The 17196-nt window shown below is 59.5% G+C and carries 13 protein-coding genes; 3 read left to right on the forward strand and 10 right to left on the reverse strand.

Features of this window, described 5'->3' with window-relative positions; all coding sequences use genetic code 11:
* Window positions 1–133 precede the first annotated feature (133 nt).
* Both R2E40_RS16725 and nifJ read left to right on the forward strand, forming a co-directional pair.
* A complete protein-coding gene (locus tag R2E40_RS16725; protein ID WP_318163941.1) occupies window positions 134–1924 on the forward strand; it encodes a hypothetical protein in 1791 nt (596 codons plus the stop codon).
* 486 nt (window positions 1925–2410) lie between these two features.
* On the forward strand, window positions 2411–5956 hold the full coding sequence (gene nifJ, locus R2E40_RS16730; RefSeq protein WP_318163942.1) for a pyruvate:ferredoxin (flavodoxin) oxidoreductase: 3546 nt from the start codon (window positions 2411–2413) through the stop codon (window positions 5954–5956).
* Between the two features lie 67 nt (window positions 5957–6023).
* On the opposite strand, the gene R2E40_RS16735 is transcribed toward nifJ, so the two are convergent.
* Window positions 6024–7388, reverse strand: a complete 1365-nt coding sequence (locus R2E40_RS16735) for an MDR family MFS transporter (RefSeq protein ID WP_318163943.1) — start codon at window positions 7386–7388, stop codon at window positions 6024–6026.
* 186 nt (window positions 7389–7574) lie between these two features.
* Here R2E40_RS16735 and R2E40_RS16740 point away from each other — a divergent pair, with 186 nt between their 5' ends.
* Window positions 7575–8171 carry an HAD family hydrolase gene (locus tag R2E40_RS16740; protein ID WP_201885569.1) on the forward strand — a complete coding sequence of 199 codons (597 nt, stop codon included), beginning with the start codon at window positions 7575–7577 and terminating at the stop codon, window positions 8169–8171.
* Between the two features lie 218 nt (window positions 8172–8389).
* Here R2E40_RS16740 and R2E40_RS16745 read toward each other — a convergent pair whose 3' ends face one another.
* The 9 genes from R2E40_RS16745 to R2E40_RS16785 all read right to left on the reverse strand — a co-directional run bounded on the left by R2E40_RS16745 (window position 8390) and on the right by R2E40_RS16785 (window position 17188).
* The gene (locus tag R2E40_RS16745; protein ID WP_318163944.1) at window positions 8390–9106 is read right to left on the reverse strand and encodes a hypothetical protein; all 717 of its coding nucleotides are present in this window, start codon (window positions 9104–9106) and stop codon (window positions 8390–8392) included.
* 268 nt (window positions 9107–9374) lie between these two features.
* Window positions 9375–9689, reverse strand: coding sequence for a cyclic-phosphate processing receiver domain-containing protein (locus tag R2E40_RS16750; RefSeq protein WP_318163945.1), 315 nt, complete (start codon window positions 9687–9689; stop codon window positions 9375–9377).
* A gap of 125 nt (window positions 9690–9814) precedes the next feature.
* Entirely contained in the window at window positions 9815–10603 is a 789-nt protein-coding gene (locus tag R2E40_RS16755; protein ID WP_318163946.1) for an SIR2 family NAD-dependent protein deacylase, read from the reverse strand.
* A 730-nt stretch (window positions 10604–11333) separates the two neighbouring features.
* Entirely contained in the window at window positions 11334–12131 is a 798-nt protein-coding gene (locus R2E40_RS16760; RefSeq protein ID WP_318163947.1) for a DUF1338 domain-containing protein, read from the reverse strand.
* A 109-nt stretch (window positions 12132–12240) separates the two neighbouring features.
* Window positions 12241–13710 (reverse strand): succinylglutamate-semialdehyde dehydrogenase, encoded by a 1470-nt coding sequence (gene astD, locus R2E40_RS16765; protein WP_318163948.1) that lies wholly within the window; start codon window positions 13708–13710, stop codon window positions 12241–12243.
* Window positions 13711–13780: 70 nt separating this feature from the next.
* Window positions 13781–14800, reverse strand: a complete 1020-nt coding sequence (gene astA, locus R2E40_RS16770) for an arginine N-succinyltransferase (protein WP_042064928.1) — start codon at window positions 14798–14800, stop codon at window positions 13781–13783.
* Between the two features lie 75 nt (window positions 14801–14875).
* Window positions 14876–16093, reverse strand: coding sequence for an aspartate aminotransferase family protein (locus tag R2E40_RS16775; protein ID WP_011706957.1), 1218 nt, complete (start codon window positions 16091–16093; stop codon window positions 14876–14878).
* 277 nt (window positions 16094–16370) lie between these two features.
* A complete protein-coding gene (locus tag R2E40_RS16780) occupies window positions 16371–16952 on the reverse strand; it encodes an aminodeoxychorismate synthase component II (RefSeq protein ID WP_016351623.1) in 582 nt (193 codons plus the stop codon).
* Window positions 16953–16972: 20 nt separating this feature from the next.
* Entirely contained in the window at window positions 16973–17188 is a 216-nt protein-coding gene (locus tag R2E40_RS16785) for a hypothetical protein (protein ID WP_011706959.1), read from the reverse strand.
* Window positions 17189–17196 lie beyond the last annotated feature (8 nt).

Here is a 17196-nt window from a genome sequence, read left to right on the forward strand (position 1 = left end):
AGTCAATTCAGATTTGCCCCCTTGTGGTTCTTCGCCGGCTCCTTATGGTTTCCATCCGAAGCGTGCGGCACGGCGCCGCACGCCGACGTTCAGGCTCGCGGGCACTCTCCCGCCATAACAACAGGAAATCATCATGCGCAAAACCGGCGTGGCACTCGCCATCTCCACCCTCTTCTGGTTCCACTCGGCCATGGCGGCCCCTCTGATCTTCCCGGACGATCCGACCCTCACCGACAGCCAGCACTCCCCCGCCCTCTCTCGCAGTTTCCAGCTGGCCCAGGACGATCTGGGCAACCGGATCCACCAGCTTCACCTGCCCCTCCAGACCGAGCCGGAACTGGTGGCGGAGCTGGAGCTGATCGGCAGGGAGCAGGGCTTTTCGGTCAGCACCCACGCTGACATGTACACCTGGACCGAGGACAACATGTGGTTGTCGCGCGATGGCGCCCTCATCTTCCGGCCCCGGGCGCCACTGGCCGACAAGGACAGCTACCACGCCTTCGTCACCGCCCTGACCAGGCAGAGCCCGGAGGCCGAACAGGAGGGCCACCACAGCCTCGGCAGCCAGGCCTCCCAGGGGCTCAACGAGAGCATGCTCTCCCAGGCCAACACCTTCGCCGAGGCGCAGGGGCGCGAGCTCATCCCCACCTTCTCCATCATCGATGGTGGCAACATGCTGACCGGCCAGCGGGCCGACGGTACGCCCTATGCCCTCATTGGCCGCGACGCCCTGCTGCAGACCACCCTGCACCACAGCCGGCTGGACAGTGAGCGCATCGCCACCCAACAGGAGAAGATGGAGCGCGACGGCGAGTTTCGGCTGCAACTCAGCGAAGAGGAGTGGCTGGGCAGCCCCTATACCTTCCAGAAGGGCCATGATACCGAGGTGGACCTCATCTTGCTGGAGGCGGCCAACCTGCTGCCGCAGGGGCTGGATGAGCCGCAGCGCCGCGCCTTTGCCAGAACCGCGCGTGCCAAGGCCGAGCTCGCCAAGTACGAAGTGGATGGGCCAACCCGGGAGGCGGCGGAGCAGCGGATGTTTCTGAGCCCGCAGCAAGGGGAGCGGATTGCCGAGCGCTATCGCGCCATCCATGGCCAACCGCTGCCGGCCTCCTTCGATCTGCTGACCCGCCTCAAGCAGGAGTACGCCAGCCTGGTGGTGACTGCCGAGCTTCACTCCGAGTTCAATGATGAGCAGATAGCCCAGGCGCTGCCGACGCTGGCGGCCGATGCCGCCACTCTGGCCCGGCTGGGTCACATGTTGCAGGCCGGCGGCTACCAGCGAACAGGGTTGGCTGGCGCCGAGCAAGATCATCAGACCCGCCGCTTCCTCGCCATGATGGCCATCAGCCAGCGCCTGATGGCGCAGGAGCTCCAGGTGGCCGAGCGGGATCTGGTGATCCTGGCCCAGCCCGGTTTCCACCTCGACATGGCCATGCGCCCGCTGGCCGACGGTCGCATCCTGCTCAACGATCATGCAGCCAGCGCAGCGCTGGTCGAACAGGTGCTGACCGAGAACGGCAGCCTGAGCGAGAACGAGCGACAGGAACTTGGCCAGAGCGTGACCAACCTGCGCCAGCAGAGCGAGCGCTGGCACAAGATCCACGCCCTCATCCGCCAGCAGTTGCGCGATGCCGGCCTGGCCCCCATCGCCACCCCCGGCGTGTTCAGCGTGGGCAAGCGGCCGGTGAACTGGATGAACGGCATCATGGGCACCCGCCAGCAGCCCTTCTACATCACCAATGCCGCCAGCATCGCCCCCCTCAATCAGGCATTTGCCGCCTGGCTTCAACACGAGGTGGCCGGGCTCACCCCCTATTTCGTGGGTCAGGCTGCCAGCAACAATCGGGAGGAGTTCAACCAGGCGGAGGCCCTGCTGCGCAGCAGCGGCGGGCTGGATTGCATCACCCTGCACCACGAGTAGGGCAACCCCCTCTCACGGGCCGGCAATGCATCTGGCTGGTCCATTCCCCGAGGCCAGATCCAAGGGAAATAGTGGTGGCAGAGAGCCGCCAAGATGATTCAAAAGGGCTCCTTTGGGAACCCTTTTTTGATACTGATGAGCGTTACCCTCCGCACCATGACCCTGTCATCCCGGTCGTGAAACACTCTCGCATCGCCCGACGGCGCAAATTAATTTGCCTCTTGATTATTTATTGACGAGCCCGGATCGACCCGTTTTGCGGCCGATCCAGTTAATCGAATTACCCTCAACAACCATCCCGCCCGCCCCTCTGCCGGCTTGTCACCGTCACCGGCCGTGAGCCGCCATCCCGCGCCGCTGCTGCCTTCGGCCTGATTATTTATCCCGTTTGTTCCGCGTTAATTTCCACTCTTACTATGACGACGACCTATCCATGGCCGGCTGATCGCAGCGGTCATTCACACTGGCATAGCAAGTGGGCAATTCATGATCACCACAGACGGAAACAACGCGGTCGCCTCGGTGGCCTACCGCACCAGCGAAGTCATCGCCATCTATCCCATCACCCCCAGCTCCAGCATGGCGGAGCAGGCGTCGGCCTGGTCGAGCGAGCGGGGCCTGAACCTGTGGGGCGACGTGCCTCGCGTGGTCGAGATGCAGTCGGAAGGAGGCGCCATCGCCGCCGTCCACGGCGCGCTGCAGACCGGCGCGCTGGCGACCTCGTTTACCTCGTCCCAGGGCCTGCTGCTGATGATCCCCAACCTCTACAAGTTGGCGGGCCAGCTCATCCCCTTCGTGCTGCACGTGGCGGCGCGCACCGTGGCGACCCATGCCCTGTCGATTTTCGGCGATCACTCGGACGTGATGGCGGTGCGCCAGACCGGCTGTGCCCTGCTCTGCGCCAGCAATGTGCAAGAAGCCCAGGACTTTGCCCTGATCGCTCAGGTGGCCAGCCTCAACAGCCGACTGCCCTTCATCCACTTCTTCGACGGCTTTCGTACCTCCCACGAGATCGCCAAGATAGTGCCGCTCGATGACGACACCCTGCGCGCCCTGCTGCCGGCCGAGGCGATCCGTGCCCATCGGGAGCGGGCGCTGACCCCCGACAAGCCGGTCATTCGCGGTACCGCCGCCAACCCGGACACCTATTTCCAGTGCCGGGAGGCCACCAACCCCTGGTATGACGATGGGTATCGCCATGTGAGCGAGGCGATGGACGCCTTCGGTGAGCGCACCGGCCGCCACTACCGGCCGTTCGAATACCTGGGTCACCCACAGGCCGAGCGGGTGCTGGTGCTGATGGGTTCCGCCATCGGCACCTGCGAGGAGGTGATCGCGCGGCTGATTGCACAGGGTGAGAAGGTGGGGCTGGTGAAGGTACGGCTCTACCGCCCCTTCTCGGCCGCACACCTGCTGGCGGTCATTCCGCAGAGCGCCCGCAAGATTGCGGTGCTGGATCGCACCAAGGAGCCGGGCGCCCTGGCCGAGCCGCTCTATCTGGACGTGATGAGCGCCCTGGCCGAGGCGGTCAGCCGAGGGGATCGTGCCAGCCTGCCACGGGTCATCGGCGGGCGCTACGGCCTCTCCTCCAAGGAGTTCAACCCGGCCTGCGTGCAGGCCATCTTCGATGAGCTGGCCCTGGACAACCCAAGGCCGCGCTTCACCGTCGGCATCTTCGACGACGTCACCGGCCTCTCCCTGCCGCTGCCGGCCCTCGATTATTCGAGTTCCGACCTTGGCAACCAGCACAAGCTGGAGGCGCTGTTCTACGGCCTTGGCAGCGACGGTACCGTGTCGGCGGCCAAGAACAGCATCAAGATCCTCGGCAACCACACCGACCTCTACCCTCAGGGCTACTTCGTCTACGACTCCAAGAAGGCGGGCGGCCTCACCGTCTCCCACCTGCGGGTCGGCGAGCGGCCGCTGCAGTCGGCCTACCTGGTGGACGAGGCGGACTTCATCGGCTGCCACCAGTGGCAGTTCATCGACATGTACCAGATGGCGGAGCGGCTGAGGCCCGACGGCATCTTCCTGCTCAACAGTCCCTACGACGCCGAGCAAATCTGGCAGCGGCTGCCCCAGGAGGTGCAACAGGCCCTGCTCCAGAAGCGTGCGCGCCTCTACACCATCAACGCCGCCAAGATTGCCCGCGAGTGCCAGCTCGGCAACCGCATCAATACCGTGATGCAGATGGCCTTCTTCCAGCTCACCGCCATCATACCGCCGGCAGAGGCGACCGAGCTGCTGCGCCAGACCATCGCATCAAGCTATGGCAGCAAGGGGCAGACACTGGTGGAGCGCAACTGGCAGGCCCTGGCCGCCACCTGTGAGGCGTTGACTCAGGTGCCGCTGCAGGCGCTTGACCCCGCCAGCCACCAGCGCCCGCCCGTGGTATCGACCAAGGCCCCCGACTTCGTACAGACCGTCACCGCCACCATGCTGGCGGGGCTGGGTGACAGCCTGCCGGTCTCCGCCTTCCCGCCGGACGGCACCTGGCCGGTGGGCACTACCCGCTGGGAGAAACGCAACATCGCCAAGGAGGTGCCCATCTGGCAGGCAGACCTCTGCACCCAGTGCAACTACTGCGTGGCGGCCTGCCCCCACTCCGCCATCCGTGCCAAGGTAGTGGACAAAGCGTCGCTGGAAGGGGCCCCCGCCACCCTGGATGCACTGGATGTGAAGGCCCGCGACATGCGCGGCCAGCAATACGTACTGCAGGTAGCGCCTGAGGATTGCACCGGCTGCAACCTCTGCGTCGAGGTGTGCCCGGCCAAGGATCGCACCGAACCGAGCCGCAAGGCGATCAACATGGAGTCCAGGCTGGATCACCTCGAGGCCCAGAAGGCCAACTACGACTTCTTCCTGGACTTGCCCGAGCGCAGCGCCGAGCAGCTGGAGCGCATCGACATCCGCACCTCCCAGCTCATCTCGCCGCTGTTTGAATACTCGGGCGCCTGCTCCGGCTGCGGCGAGACCCCCTACATCAAGCTGCTGACCCAGCTCTACGGGGACAGACTGCTCATCGCCAACGCCACCGGTTGCTCCTCCATCTATGGCGGCAACCTGCCCAGCACCCCCTACACCACCAACGCCGACGGGCGCGGGCCGGCCTGGGCCAACTCCTTGTTCGAGGACAACGCCGAGTTTGGCTTGGGCTTCAGGCTCACCGTGGATCAGCATCGCGAGCGGGTACGCCGCCTACTGGCGAGTCTGGGGGACGCCGTCCCGGCCGAACTGCAACAGGGGCTGCAAGACGCCAGCCTGCCGGTCTCCGAGCAGCGCGCCCATATCGAGCAGCTGCGCGCACTGCTGCAGGGGCGCACCGACGCCGCGGCCCGGGAGCTGGCCCGTGATGCAGACTACCTGGTGGAGAAATCGGTCTGGCTCATCGGCGGCGACGGCTGGGCCTACGACATCGGCTACGGCGGGCTGGATCACGTGCTGAGCCTGGGGGAGAACATCAACGTGCTGGTGCTCGACACCCAGTGCTACTCCAACACCGGCGGCCAGCAGTCCAAGGCCACCCCGCTCGGCGCCATCACCAAGTTTGGCGAGCAGGGCAAGCGCAAGGGGCGCAAGGATCTTGGCGCCAACGTGATGATGTACGGTCACGTCTACGTGGCGCAGATCTCCCTCGGCGCCCAGATGAACCAGACAGTGAAGGCGATTCAGGAGGCCGAAGCCTACCCGGGTCCGTCGCTCATCATCGCCTACAGCCCCTGCGAGGAGCACGGCTACGATCTGGCCCAGAGCCACGAGCAGATGAAGCAGCTGACCGCCACCGGCTTCTGGCCGCTCTACCGCTACGACCCGCGCCGCAGCGAGGAGGGCAAGGCGCCGCTGGCACTGGACTCTCGGGCCCCCAGCGCATCGCTGGCCGAGACCCTGCAGCAGGAGCCCCGCTTCAAGCGGCTGGAACGCCAGTTGCCGGAGATTGCCAGCCAGCTCTATCGGGAGGCGGAGCTGGACGCCAACCGCCGCTTCGCCTGGCTGAGCCAGCTGGCCGGCAAGGAGGCGCCAGCCCAGGAGTAGCAACGCAATCCCACCAACAAACAGGGCTCCCCATGGGGAGCCCTGTTGCTATGTCGCCGTCACGCCATCAGGCGTGGATACTGGCCAGCTCGTGGCGTTTCAACGCCAGCAGAGTGATGAGCAGCGCGGCGGTGGCGATCAGTGCCATGCCGATATAGGTGGCGCTGAAACCGGGTGCCAGCTCGGCCGGGCTCAGACTGGCCAGGTTGTGGCTGCTGCCCGCCGGCAGGGCGGAGTGAAACAGCACGGAGCAGATGGCCACCCCCACAGCGCCCCCCAGCTCACGGCCGAAGTTGAACAGCGACATGCCGATGCCGCGATCTTCCCGTGGCAGGGCGTTTTGCACCACCACCGACAGCGCCGGCAACACCAGGCCCAACCCCAACCCGGCAAACCCCAGCCCCAGTCTGGCCCAGACGTCGAAGTGGATTTGCCACAGCGCCAGCGCCGACAGGGCGAACCCCACCACCACGAAACGCCGGTAGTAGCCGGTGCGGCCGATCAGCTTGCCGCCGACGAAGGCCCCTGCCGTGATGCAGATCATGAAGATCACCATGTAGAGCCCGCTCTCGCTGGCCCCCATCCCCTTCTGCCACTGCATCTGCAGCGGTAGGTAGACCAGCACCGCGAACATCAGCAACTGCGAGGCCAGTGCCAGCAGCACGCTCACCAGATAACCGGGCAGCCGGGCCAGATGGGCCGGCAGAATAGGATCATGGGCGCGCCGCTCCACCAGAATGAGCAGCAGCAGGGCCAGCGCCAGTCCCGCCGCCAGCCAGATGGCGGGCAGGGCCGTCTCCGGCGAGAGCAGCAGCAGGCTCAGGGTGGTGACGGTGATCAGCAGCGCCGCCCCCTTCCAGTCGAAGCGACTGTGGCGGCGCACATTGAGGTGACCCAGGTTGCGGTTCACCAGCCAGAGCGCGAGCGCCCCGAGCGGCAGGTTGATCCAGAAGATCCAGCGCCAGCTGAGCTGCTCGGTGAAGTAGCCGCCGAGCAGGGGCCCGGCGATGCTGGAGACCGCATAGACCGCCGAGATGTAGCCCTGATACTTGCCCACCTCCCGCGGCGGTATGCTGTCGGCGATGACGGTGAAGGCGAGCGCGATCAGGCCGCCGCCCCCCAATCCTTGCAGCACGCGGGCCGCCAGCAGGGTCGGCAGATCCTGAGCCAGGCCGCAGGCCACGGATCCGGCCAGAAACAGGCCGATGCCGATGTTGAGCATGCGCACCCGGCCAAACATGTCACTCAGCTTGCCATAAATGGGCAGGGCGGCGGTGGCCGCCAGCAGGTAGGCGGTGACCACCCAGGTGAGGGCGGCGCCGGCGTTCAGCTCGGCCCCGATGATGGGCAAGGGGGTGGTGACTATGCTCTTTTCCAGTGAACCCAGGGCGATCACCAGGGCCACGCTCGAGAAGATGGTTTTTGGGGACATATAGGGGCTCGCTAATTTGAAATGCCAGGATCTGCGGCGCAGAACTTATTATTGTCTCATAAATCACCAGTCGATGGCCAAAACCACTGCCATGGCGCCGCCGACCCGCAACCATGACCCCGGTCGCGGCATTGCCTCCTGCATTCTGATAGGCTGGCTGTTCACACCCCAAGAGGAAGCAGCCCCATGTCCGAGCAGTTCCGGTTTGAGCAATACGATGCCCTGATTTTCGATATGGACGGCACCCTGGTCGACTCCATGCCCCTGCATCTGGATGCCTGGGAGGAGACCAGCGCCGAGTTCGGCCTGCCCTTCGATCGTGCCCAGCTCAATGAATTCGGCGGCATTCCCACCCGCAAGATAGTCGCCATCCTGGCCGAGCAGCATGGGCTGGATATCGATGTGGACGCCTTCACCCGGCGCAAGGTGGCGCTCTATCTTGAGCATATCGACAAGGTCAGCGTGTTTCCCACCATGTGGGAGCTGGTCAAGCGCTGCCACGGCAAGGTCCCGATGGGCATAGGCACGGGTTCATCGCGCGAGCACGCCCTGCACATCCTGAAAAACACCGGTCTGGATGCCTATATTCCCGTGCTGGTCAGTGCCGATGACATCGACAACCACAAGCCCCACCCCGACACCTTTCTGAAAGTGGCCGAGCTGCTCGGCGCCAACCCCGCCAACTGCCTGGTGTTCGAAGATACCCAGATTGGCCTGCAGGCCGGCCGCGCCGCCGGGATGGAGACGGTGCTGGCACTGGAGGGGGAGCTATACCAGAGGTAGCAGGGGAAAACCGGGCGGCGTTGGGCAAGACCGCAGCCCCCATCCTTCCCCTTACGAAGGCCTGTATCACCTGACCCGGCAAGCCCCTTTGGCAAACAAAACGCCTCCGCTGGGGAGGCGCTTTTTGGCGGGTCAGAGCGGCACAACAGCCTTGGTCGATGGTCTATTACATAGCGTTGGTGGATTCGAAAATCTTGTCCGCCAAGGTCTCTACAATCTTAATTGGAAAGAATTGATTCAGCTTCGCTCATGATATAGGCAATCTGCTCTTCACAATTTTTTCTACTGAAAATTTTATAGGTCGATAGGTGCGGCAACCTGATTAGTAATGATTTTTTCCCTTCCCGTTCATACCACCGCATCTGATACGTCACACGTCCCCATCCGATATGCGTGCGGTGCTCTTTACCAATCTGCTGATATCCCTGAGCTAATAGCAGCTGGTGTAACTCATCAAACACCAGCTGTGAAATTGATATATATAGGCGATTATATACTTTGTTAATCCTATCTGCCCAGATAGGCCTCATTTTTTCAATCAGCATCTGCTTATTGTTCAATGCATGCCAATTTGGAGAACGTGGTGGAATATAGTTTGTCATCAGACACCCATCCATCAATTCCTGATAAGTGGCTCCAACCATATTACCGAGTAAGGAGAACAATGCTCGCATCTGTTGCTGGAAAGGGGCTTCCCCTGCAGGAGCCCCATACCACTCCTCATCATAATAAGCACATTTTCCCTCACAAGATATAGCTCCTTGTGTCCAACCACTACCACCAGGATTTAACCCAAAAAAAGCTATTGGATAACGTGAATTCAACATGTTTTTATATGAGCAAAAAAGAAGATTCCAACCCAGTTCATTACTACTCAGCACATACTGATTCTCGATATAAGCAGTCATGGCTTTTTTATCATCTAATACAATCATTTATTCCTTCTCTCCTATCTGACCGACAATGAAAACAATACTGATATTCACCCCAAAGAAAGTCAATATAAAAATACAATTCAAGTGGGTTTAAAAAAACAAACCCAACCACTCATTCCATCTCAAGCATTTTAGAATCCTTTTATATGCATATGCGCACAAAAAACTCGACGTACCGATGTGGCAATCGCTCTAAAAACTCTAGTTGGAAAAATGTAACGAAGTGAATTTATAAAATCACCTACGCATTAATGTTATATATGAACTCTCATTTTTTATATCCATCATCATTATTTTTTACAAAGCAATTTATTATCGCTATCCCTAACTCCATTTTGTGGCGGGCCGATGAATTGGCTGAGTGAACTTTAATGCTTGGTGGTATGAAACCATGAATGATTACCTCTTCCTCTATCCACAGGATAACATCATAACCTGTTCCTCTCTTATCATTCCCTAGATCATGATCGAGGCTAATTTCAGAAACTTTACCTGTTTTTAACCATTTTATCGCCTCATCAGGACAGAATATACTAACCCAGCCTTCCGGTGTTTCTCTTTCGTCATCTAGATACAGTTTCATATTATCCAGCCTAATTAATTAGACAAACAATGTGTGCGTTTAAATAAGCCCCAGAAACTAGATACATATCAACTATCTCTACTTCATCCGGCCTGACTAGCCAAAATAATTAGCCTGCATCAATCTCATTGCCAGCAACTACTTATTTCACCCAACAGACGAGACATCCCACTATTAGCACCATCGATGATCTGCTCACCTGGAAATGGCAAATCAGATGACAGATGCGACTCTGGATTGATGTAATAGACCTTGGCCATAGGATTGGTGTTACCCAATAGAGAGTGAGCTGGTTCAACCAGTAGGCTGGTACCAATAATCACCACGATATCCGCCTCACAGAGCCAGCGGCGAGCCTGCCGATAGCCATAAATTTTTTCGCCAAACAGAACAACGTCGGGACGCAATTGCGAGCCAGTGTGTGGGCAACAGTCACCCACATAAATATCATCACACCATGGTCGGCGATATTTTGGGTGGCGAAATCCTTTGGGTACCAGAAACTGGATAGAGCCATGCAAATGGGTAACACTATGACTTCCAGCCCTTTCATGTAGATCATCGATATTCTGAGTGATGATCCTGACATGGTACTTCTGCTGTAGCTCAGCCATTAAGTAATGAGCCTGCGAAGGGCATGCTTTCAACATACTCCTTCGGCGTCGGTTGTGAAAGATCAAGAATTCAGTTAGGTTTTTCTCCAAGCTACTAACTTGAGAGTAGCGAATATTATCGCTTTGATACCAGAGTCCACTTTTCCCTCTAAACGTGGGAACTCCACTCTCGGCAGACAGACCCGCACCGGTAAAAAAGACCATGTTTAGTCGACCAATTTCATTTCGATTGTCGAGTTGCATACGATTTTTTCGATGGCGACGTTGATGTCTTAGCGCACGAGAAGAGATAATCTTCATTGCGACTCCTTGGGTAAAATATGTTTTACACAACAATATTTAGCGACACCAAATTAAAGGCTGGCATGAGTTAATAACGTATATTAACAAATGCGTGACTTATAGAAAGTATAGTCTCATCTACCCCAGAATTATGCTCGAAAGTAGGTTTACTATGCATAAAAAACCAAAAACGGTAATCCTGTGCAAAGTCATTGCAGGCCGATAATAACGAACCCCGACAATCACTATTTACTTTATCCAAGAGCACCTGTAGATCTTCTTGTGATATATCTTGAAGGCTAACCCCTTGGTGTCTGAGCCACCACTCTACCGCACACAAAGCGGTTAATAGGTTATAGTGTTGAAATGGCCGCTCCGAGGTAATGAGATAAAATAGTTCAGCTGCTCTGGAAAAAATACAGGGTTCATAACCCTCTCTGGTTTGATCTTGTGTAACCAATAGGATTATCCAATCCAGGATTTGCATCATTCTTCGAATGCGAAATCTAGCTGGAAGCTCTTGCTCCACCGAGTACACAATACACTGGTGGATTTCTAGTATTTTTCTCGCTGATATCATCAATACTTCCTAATAAATAGACTGGCGCTATACCACTCATATAAGGAAGATTTAGAAGCCTTTTATATCGCTAAATCAGGCTAAATTGGATAACCCACATATCAAAACAACGCCTCCGCAAGGGAGGCGTTTTCATTAGTAGCAGTGCCGGGATGACCCGGCCCCGCTTTACATGGCGTTGGTGGATTCGAAGATCTTGTCGGCCGAGGCTTCGACGAAGCCCGGGTAGAGCACACCGTCGGCCTGCGGGTAACGCAGGGCGAATTCGTAGAAACAACTCGGGATGGTGCGCACGCCGTCGGTGAAGGCCACGTCCGCCTTGTCGGCCATGGTGGACGATTGCTCCAGCATCACCTGCGGCTCCCCTTTCACCTCGCCACCCACGCCATTGAGCACGAAGCCTGCGGCCTTGAGGGCGGCATTGACCTGCTGGATGGTGTCGAAGTCTTTCAGGCGGTTGATGTTGACGGTGAAGTGGTTGGCGCGATAGCCCCAGGCCGCCATCCAGGCCGCATACTCGCTCTCCGCCAGCAGGGTCTGGTAATCGGCCCAGGATACCTGCCAGGGGGCGCCGGCATAGAGGAAGGCCTGGGTGTCGGTCAGATGATCAGGCACCTGATCCGCCAGCTTGTGGATGATGGCCTGGGCCGCGTCAGAGAGCTCTTCCACCTTCAGCTCGCTGATGAACACCTTGGGCGCGTCCGGGTCTTTATGCTCGAAGTGCTTGGCGTAGAGCTTCTTGGCCTTGAACACGTACTCGCCCTTCTGCTCGTAGCCGAGCGCCAGGAAATGGGCGGCCAGCTTCTCCAGCCCCAGCTTGGGCAGGTTGTAGGTGCGAAACGCCACGTGATCGTTGACGATGGGCTCGCCACCACCCAGCAGTTGATGAACCTTGTGGGCACTCGGGGTGACTTGAATGTAGTTATCCCACAAATGACCGAACAGGGTGTCGATATCCTTTTGCATCTCTCTTTCCTTTGATTGCGGGTACAGACAAGGGCACCAGTTCAGTGCCCCTTTTATTGTCGTGGTCAGACGCTGGCTCCAACGCAGAGAGCGCACGCCTTTGCCTTGTTTAGAACGTCAGGCCGGGGGACAGCTGATCCGGCATGGCGGCCTTGCTGTCTTCGACGGAAGCCACCGGGTACGCACAGTAGTCGGCGGCGTAGTAGGCGCTCGCCCTGTGGTTGCCGGAGGCGCCGATGCCACCGAACGGCGCGGCACTGGAGGCACCGGTGATGGGCTTGTTCCAGTTGACGATGCCGGCGCGAATGCGTTTGAAGAAGTGCTGCCAGTCCGCCTCGTTGTCACCGAGCAAGCCGGCCGAGAGGCCGAAGCTGGTGGCATTCGCCTTCTCGATGGCGGAATCGAAGTCGTCGTAACGAATGAGCTGCAGCAGCGGGCCGAAGTACTCTTCGTCCGGCAGCGCGCTGACTGCGGTCACGTCTATGATGCCTGGGGAGACGAAGCCGGTGCCCGCTTCCAGGTGCGTGAGGGTGAGCAGACTCTCGCCACCGAGGCGCTGCAGGTTGGCTTGCGCCTCGACCATGCCAAGCGCTGCTCGCTCGCTTATCATGGCGCCCATGAACGGCTGCTCGGCGGCGTCATAGAGGCCGACCTTGATCTGGCTGACCACCTCTACCAGGCGCTTGACCAGGGCATCGCCCCGCGCGCCGCGCTCGACAAACAGGCGGCGCGAGCAGGTGCAGCGCTGGCCAGAGGTAATGAAGGCGGACTGCACGATGGCATGGACGGCGCCATCGATGTCGCTCACGTCTTTCACGATCAGCGGGTTGTTGCCACCCATCTCGAGGGCCAGGATCTTGCCCGGCTGGCCGGCAAACTGCTGGTGCAGGAAGTGACCGGTACGGGACGAGCCGGTGAAGAAGAGGCCGTCGATGTCCGGATTGCCGGCCAGCGCCTTGCCGGTGTCGACCTCGCCCTGTACCAGGTTGAGCACGCCCTTGGGCAGTCCCGCCTCCTGCCAGATCTTCAACATGGCCTCAGCCACCATGGGAGTCAGCTCGGAGGGCTTGAACACCACGGTATTGCCGGCGATCAGCGCCGGTACGATATGGCCGTTGGGCAGGTGGCCCGGGAAGTTGTAGGGGCCGAACACGGCGACCACGCCGTGGGGCTTGTGGCGCACGAACGCCTTGGCGCCCGGCATGGGGTTCTCCACCGTGCCGGTGCGCTCGTCATGGGCGCGGATGGAGATGGCGATCTTGCCCTGCATGGCGGCCACTTCGGTGCGGGTCTCCCACAGCGGTTTGCCGGTTTCGCGGGCGATGGTCAGCGCCAACGCCTCCTTGTGCTCGCCGAGCAGGTCGGCATAGCGGCGCACGATGGCCAGACGATCCTCGAGGGCCAGATCGGACCAATGATAGAAGGCATGGCGGGCGGCCTTGACGGCGGCCTCTACCTGGGCGGCGCTGGCGGCCTCCCCTTGCCAGATCACCTGATTCTTGGCCGGGTCCTTTGACTCGAACGGCTTGCCTGCACCGGCCAGCCACTGACCATCAATAAACTGAACTAACTGGCTCATCCTTCACTCCCTGTGGTTCGCAGGCAGCCTTGGCTGCCTGTTTCATATGCGGTTTTACTGCTGATATGGCTCAATCGAGATCGACGGCGCGCACCATGTCGCCATCCTGCACCTTGAGTGCGGCCGCCATCTTGGGCGGGATGATGGCTTCGTGCTTGTCCAGATCGACCCGGATGTTGCCGTAGCAGGCGCGGTAGTGCTCGTAGCGGGTATTGCAGACCAGATGGGTCTTGCCGCCGATGGGCTCACCCACCAGCACCCGCAGCTTCTGACTGCGGCGCACGCTGCGAATGTTCTTCACGTCACACTCGACGGTGGGGCCGGCATCGAAGATGTCGACATAGCCGCGATTCACAAATCCTTCGTCCTGCAGCATCTTGATGGCCGGACGGGTCTTCTCGTGGGTCTGACCGATGACGGCACGCGCCTCGTTGCTCAGCAGATTGACGTAGATGGGGTACTTGGGCATCAGTTCGGCGATGAAGCGCTTCTTGCCGATGCCGGTGAGATAGTCGACGGTGGGAAAATCCATCGAGAAGAAATGCTTTTGCAGCCACTCGTAGAAGGGGCTGTGACCATCGGTATCGGAGACGCCACGCATCTCGGCGAAGACGGTCTCGTCAAACAGCTCGGGGTGTTCGGCCATGAACAGAAAGCGGTGCTTGGAGAGCAGACGGCCATTGAGCCCCTCGCGGGCGCATTCGCGCAGAAACAGGGTGCAGAGCTCGGAATTGCCGGTGTAGTCGTTGGAGAGGGTGAGGGTTTCCACGACGTTGTAGATGCCGAGCTTGGGGGAAGAGTGCACCACCTTGCCGATGTGATAGTTGTAGAACGGCTGGGACAGGCCCACGGCCGCATCGATGGCGCAGGTACCGACCATTTCGCCGGTCTCCAGATCCTCGGCGACGAAGAAATAGAGGCAGTCACCCTTGCCCGCAGGCTTGTCCGAAAAGGTCTGGGTGGAAGCATCTATCTTGCGCTGCAGCAGTTCATCGTTGACGGGCAACGAGGTCATGCCGGTGCCGGATTCGATGGCACAGGTCTTGAGACCGGCAAAATCTTTTTGCTCGATGGGACGGATAACCAACATAAATGACAACTCCCTTTCATTGACGACAGGTGGGGTCCCGGCTCCTGCCGGGAGGGCTCCCCACCTCAATTTTGATCAGGCGTTAACCACCTGGGCAACCGCTTTCTCGAACCGTACCAGCCCTTCCTTGATGTCCGCTTCCGGAATAACCAGGGACGGCGCGAAACGCACCACGTTGGTGCCGGCTACCAGCGCCATCAGCCCCTGGTCGATGGAGGCCAGCAGGAAGTCGCGGGAGCGGCCCTTGTAGTCGTCGTTCAGCACGGCGCCCAGCAGCAGACCCTTGCCGCGCACTTCGCTGAAGCAGTGGTACTTGGCATTGATGGCCTCGATCCCTTCGCGGAACAGCTGTTCGCGCTGCTTGATGCCATTGAGCACTTCCGGGGTGTTGACCACGTCGATCACCGCCTCGGCCACCGCGCAGGCCAGCGGGTTGCCGCCGTAGGTGGAGCCGTGAGTGCCCACTTTCAGGTGGGAGGCGATGTCGGTGGTGGTCAGCATGGCGCCGATGGGGAAACCGCCGCCCAGTGCCTTGGCGCTGGTGAGGATGTCCGGCGTGACGCCCAGACCCATGTAGGCAAACAGATCGCCGGTACGACCGACGCCGGATTGCACTTCGTCATAGATCAGCAGGGCGTTGTGCTTGTCGCACAGCTCGCGCACCCCTTTGGCAAACTCGTCGGTGGGACGAATGATGCCGCCCTCGCCCTGCAGCGGCTCCATCACCACGGCGCAGGTATTGTCGGAGATGACGGCAGCCAGCTCCGCCAGATCGTTGTAGGCCACGTGGGTGATGTCCGCGGGCTTGGGACCGAAACCATCGGAGTAGGCAGCCTGGCCGCCGACGCTGACGGTAAAGAAGGTACGACCGTGGAAGCCCTGGTGGAAGGCGATGATCTGGGTCTTGTGGGCACCGAATTTCTCGATGGCGTAGCGACGGGCCAGCTTGAGGGCGGCTTCGTTGGCTTCGGCACCGGAGTTGCAGAAATAGACCTTGTCGGCGAAGGTGGCGGCGACCAGCTTCTTGGCCAGGCGCAGGGCCGGCTCGTTGGTCATCACGTTGGAGAGGTGCCACAGCTTCTCGCCCTGGGTTTTCAGGGCCTCGACCAGCTTGGGATGGCAATGGCCCAGGCCATTGACGGCGATCCCGCCGGCGAAATCCACATACTCACGGCCTTCCTGATCCCAGACACGTGACCCTTCACCACGCACCGGGATGATCTTGGCGGGCGCATAGTTGGGAACCATCACTTCATCAAACACTTCACGTGTCACTGCCAACAACTCTGACATATTGCTCTCCTTCGATCTGGCGACAGAATAATCCACCGCCCAAAAGTTAAATCCATGTAAACACATCGGCATTGTCACAGAAAAAAAGCTAAAAGTCTGCAACAAAGCGCGTTACAGGGAACAATGTTCGACTGCCCGTGAGATTTTAGGCAACCGCATTGCATAACGGCTCAGGGGGTGTTGGCAAGAGATAATTTGGACAGGGAGGGAGGTGAATAAAGTGTCAGGGAAAATATTTTTGGCCTCCTTTCAATTCTGGGAGGCCGGTCACAACTATTCAGGGATTAGCCAAAAAATTGGCCAGCAACTGATGACCCTGCTCGCTCAGAATGCTCTCCGGATGGAACTGAACACCCTCTATATTCAACTGCTTATGGCGCAGGCCCATGATCTCATCCGGGCTGCCATCGGCATGTTCGCTCCAGGCGGTGATCTCGAGACAATCAGGCAAGGTGTCGCGCTCCACGATGAGCGAATGGTAGCGAGTGACCCGCAGCGGATCGTTGAGCCCCTTGAATACCCCCTCGCCGCGATGACGAATGAGCGAAGTCTTGCCGTGCATCATCTGGCGCGCACGTACAACCTGAGCACCGAAGGCCTGCGCCAGCGACTGGTGACCGAGGCAGACGCCGAGAATGGGGAGCTGGCCGGCAAAACGGGAGATGGCCGCCAGCGAAATACCCGCCTCATTGGGGGTGCAGGGACCGGGAGAGATCACCAGATAACGGGGAGAGAGCCGGGCAATGGCGTCCAGCGTCAGCTCGTCATTGCGCTTCACCACTACCTCCTGTCCCAGGGCGCCAAAATATTGCACCAGATTCCAGGTAAAGGAGTCGTAGTTATCGATCAACAACAGCATGGGTCAACCAGGGCAGAGAATTAACGATCCAGATAGCGACCCTGTTCCATTTCACGCTCGCGCTGGCACTCGGCCAGGTAGATGGCGGCGGCGATGGCAGGGGTTTTGTGGTGCTTGTCGATGGCATTGGAGACCATCAGTTGCAGGGTATTGAGGTTTTTGGCCTTGCGAAACTTGCGCAGCCAGTGACCCTTGTCACCCAACTCTTCAATCGTGGTATTTGATTCGACAGACATGCTAACTC

This window comes from Aeromonas sp. CD (genome assembly GCF_033349375.1).
In the GTDB taxonomy this organism is placed as follows: domain Bacteria; phylum Pseudomonadota; class Gammaproteobacteria; order Enterobacterales; family Aeromonadaceae; genus Aeromonas; species Aeromonas hydrophila.

Coding starts and splice junctions, on each gene's coding strand:
- astD (WP_318163948.1), bottom strand. CDS start 13,710: ATGAGCCAGTTAGTTCAGTTTATTGATGGTCAGTGGCTGGCCGGTGCA.
- R2E40_RS16740 (WP_201885569.1), top strand. CDS start 7,575: ATGTCCGAGCAGTTCCGGTTTGAGCAATACGATGCCCTGATTTTCGAT.
- R2E40_RS16760 (WP_318163947.1), bottom strand. CDS start 12,131: ATGCAAAAGGATATCGACACCCTGTTCGGTCATTTGTGGGATAACTAC.
- R2E40_RS16725 (WP_318163941.1), top strand. CDS start 134: ATGCGCAAAACCGGCGTGGCACTCGCCATCTCCACCCTCTTCTGGTTC.
- R2E40_RS16750 (WP_318163945.1), bottom strand. CDS start 9,689: ATGAAACTGTATCTAGATGACGAAAGAGAAACACCGGAAGGCTGGGTT.
- R2E40_RS16780 (WP_016351623.1), bottom strand. CDS start 16,952: ATGCTGTTGTTGATCGATAACTACGACTCCTTTACCTGGAATCTGGTG.
- R2E40_RS16735 (WP_318163943.1), bottom strand. CDS start 7,388: ATGTCCCCAAAAACCATCTTCTCGAGCGTGGCCCTGGTGATCGCCCTG.
- astA (WP_042064928.1), bottom strand. CDS start 14,800: ATGTTGGTTATCCGTCCCATCGAGCAAAAAGATTTTGCCGGTCTCAAG.
- R2E40_RS16785 (WP_011706959.1), bottom strand. CDS start 17,188: ATGTCTGTCGAATCAAATACCACGATTGAAGAGTTGGGTGACAAGGGT.
- nifJ (WP_318163942.1), top strand. CDS start 2,411: ATGATCACCACAGACGGAAACAACGCGGTCGCCTCGGTGGCCTACCGC.
- R2E40_RS16775 (WP_011706957.1), bottom strand. CDS start 16,093: ATGTCAGAGTTGTTGGCAGTGACACGTGAAGTGTTTGATGAAGTGATG.
- R2E40_RS16745 (WP_318163944.1), bottom strand. CDS start 9,106: ATGATTGTATTAGATGATAAAAAAGCCATGACTGCTTATATCGAGAAT.
- R2E40_RS16755 (WP_318163946.1), bottom strand. CDS start 10,603: ATGAAGATTATCTCTTCTCGTGCGCTAAGACATCAACGTCGCCATCGA.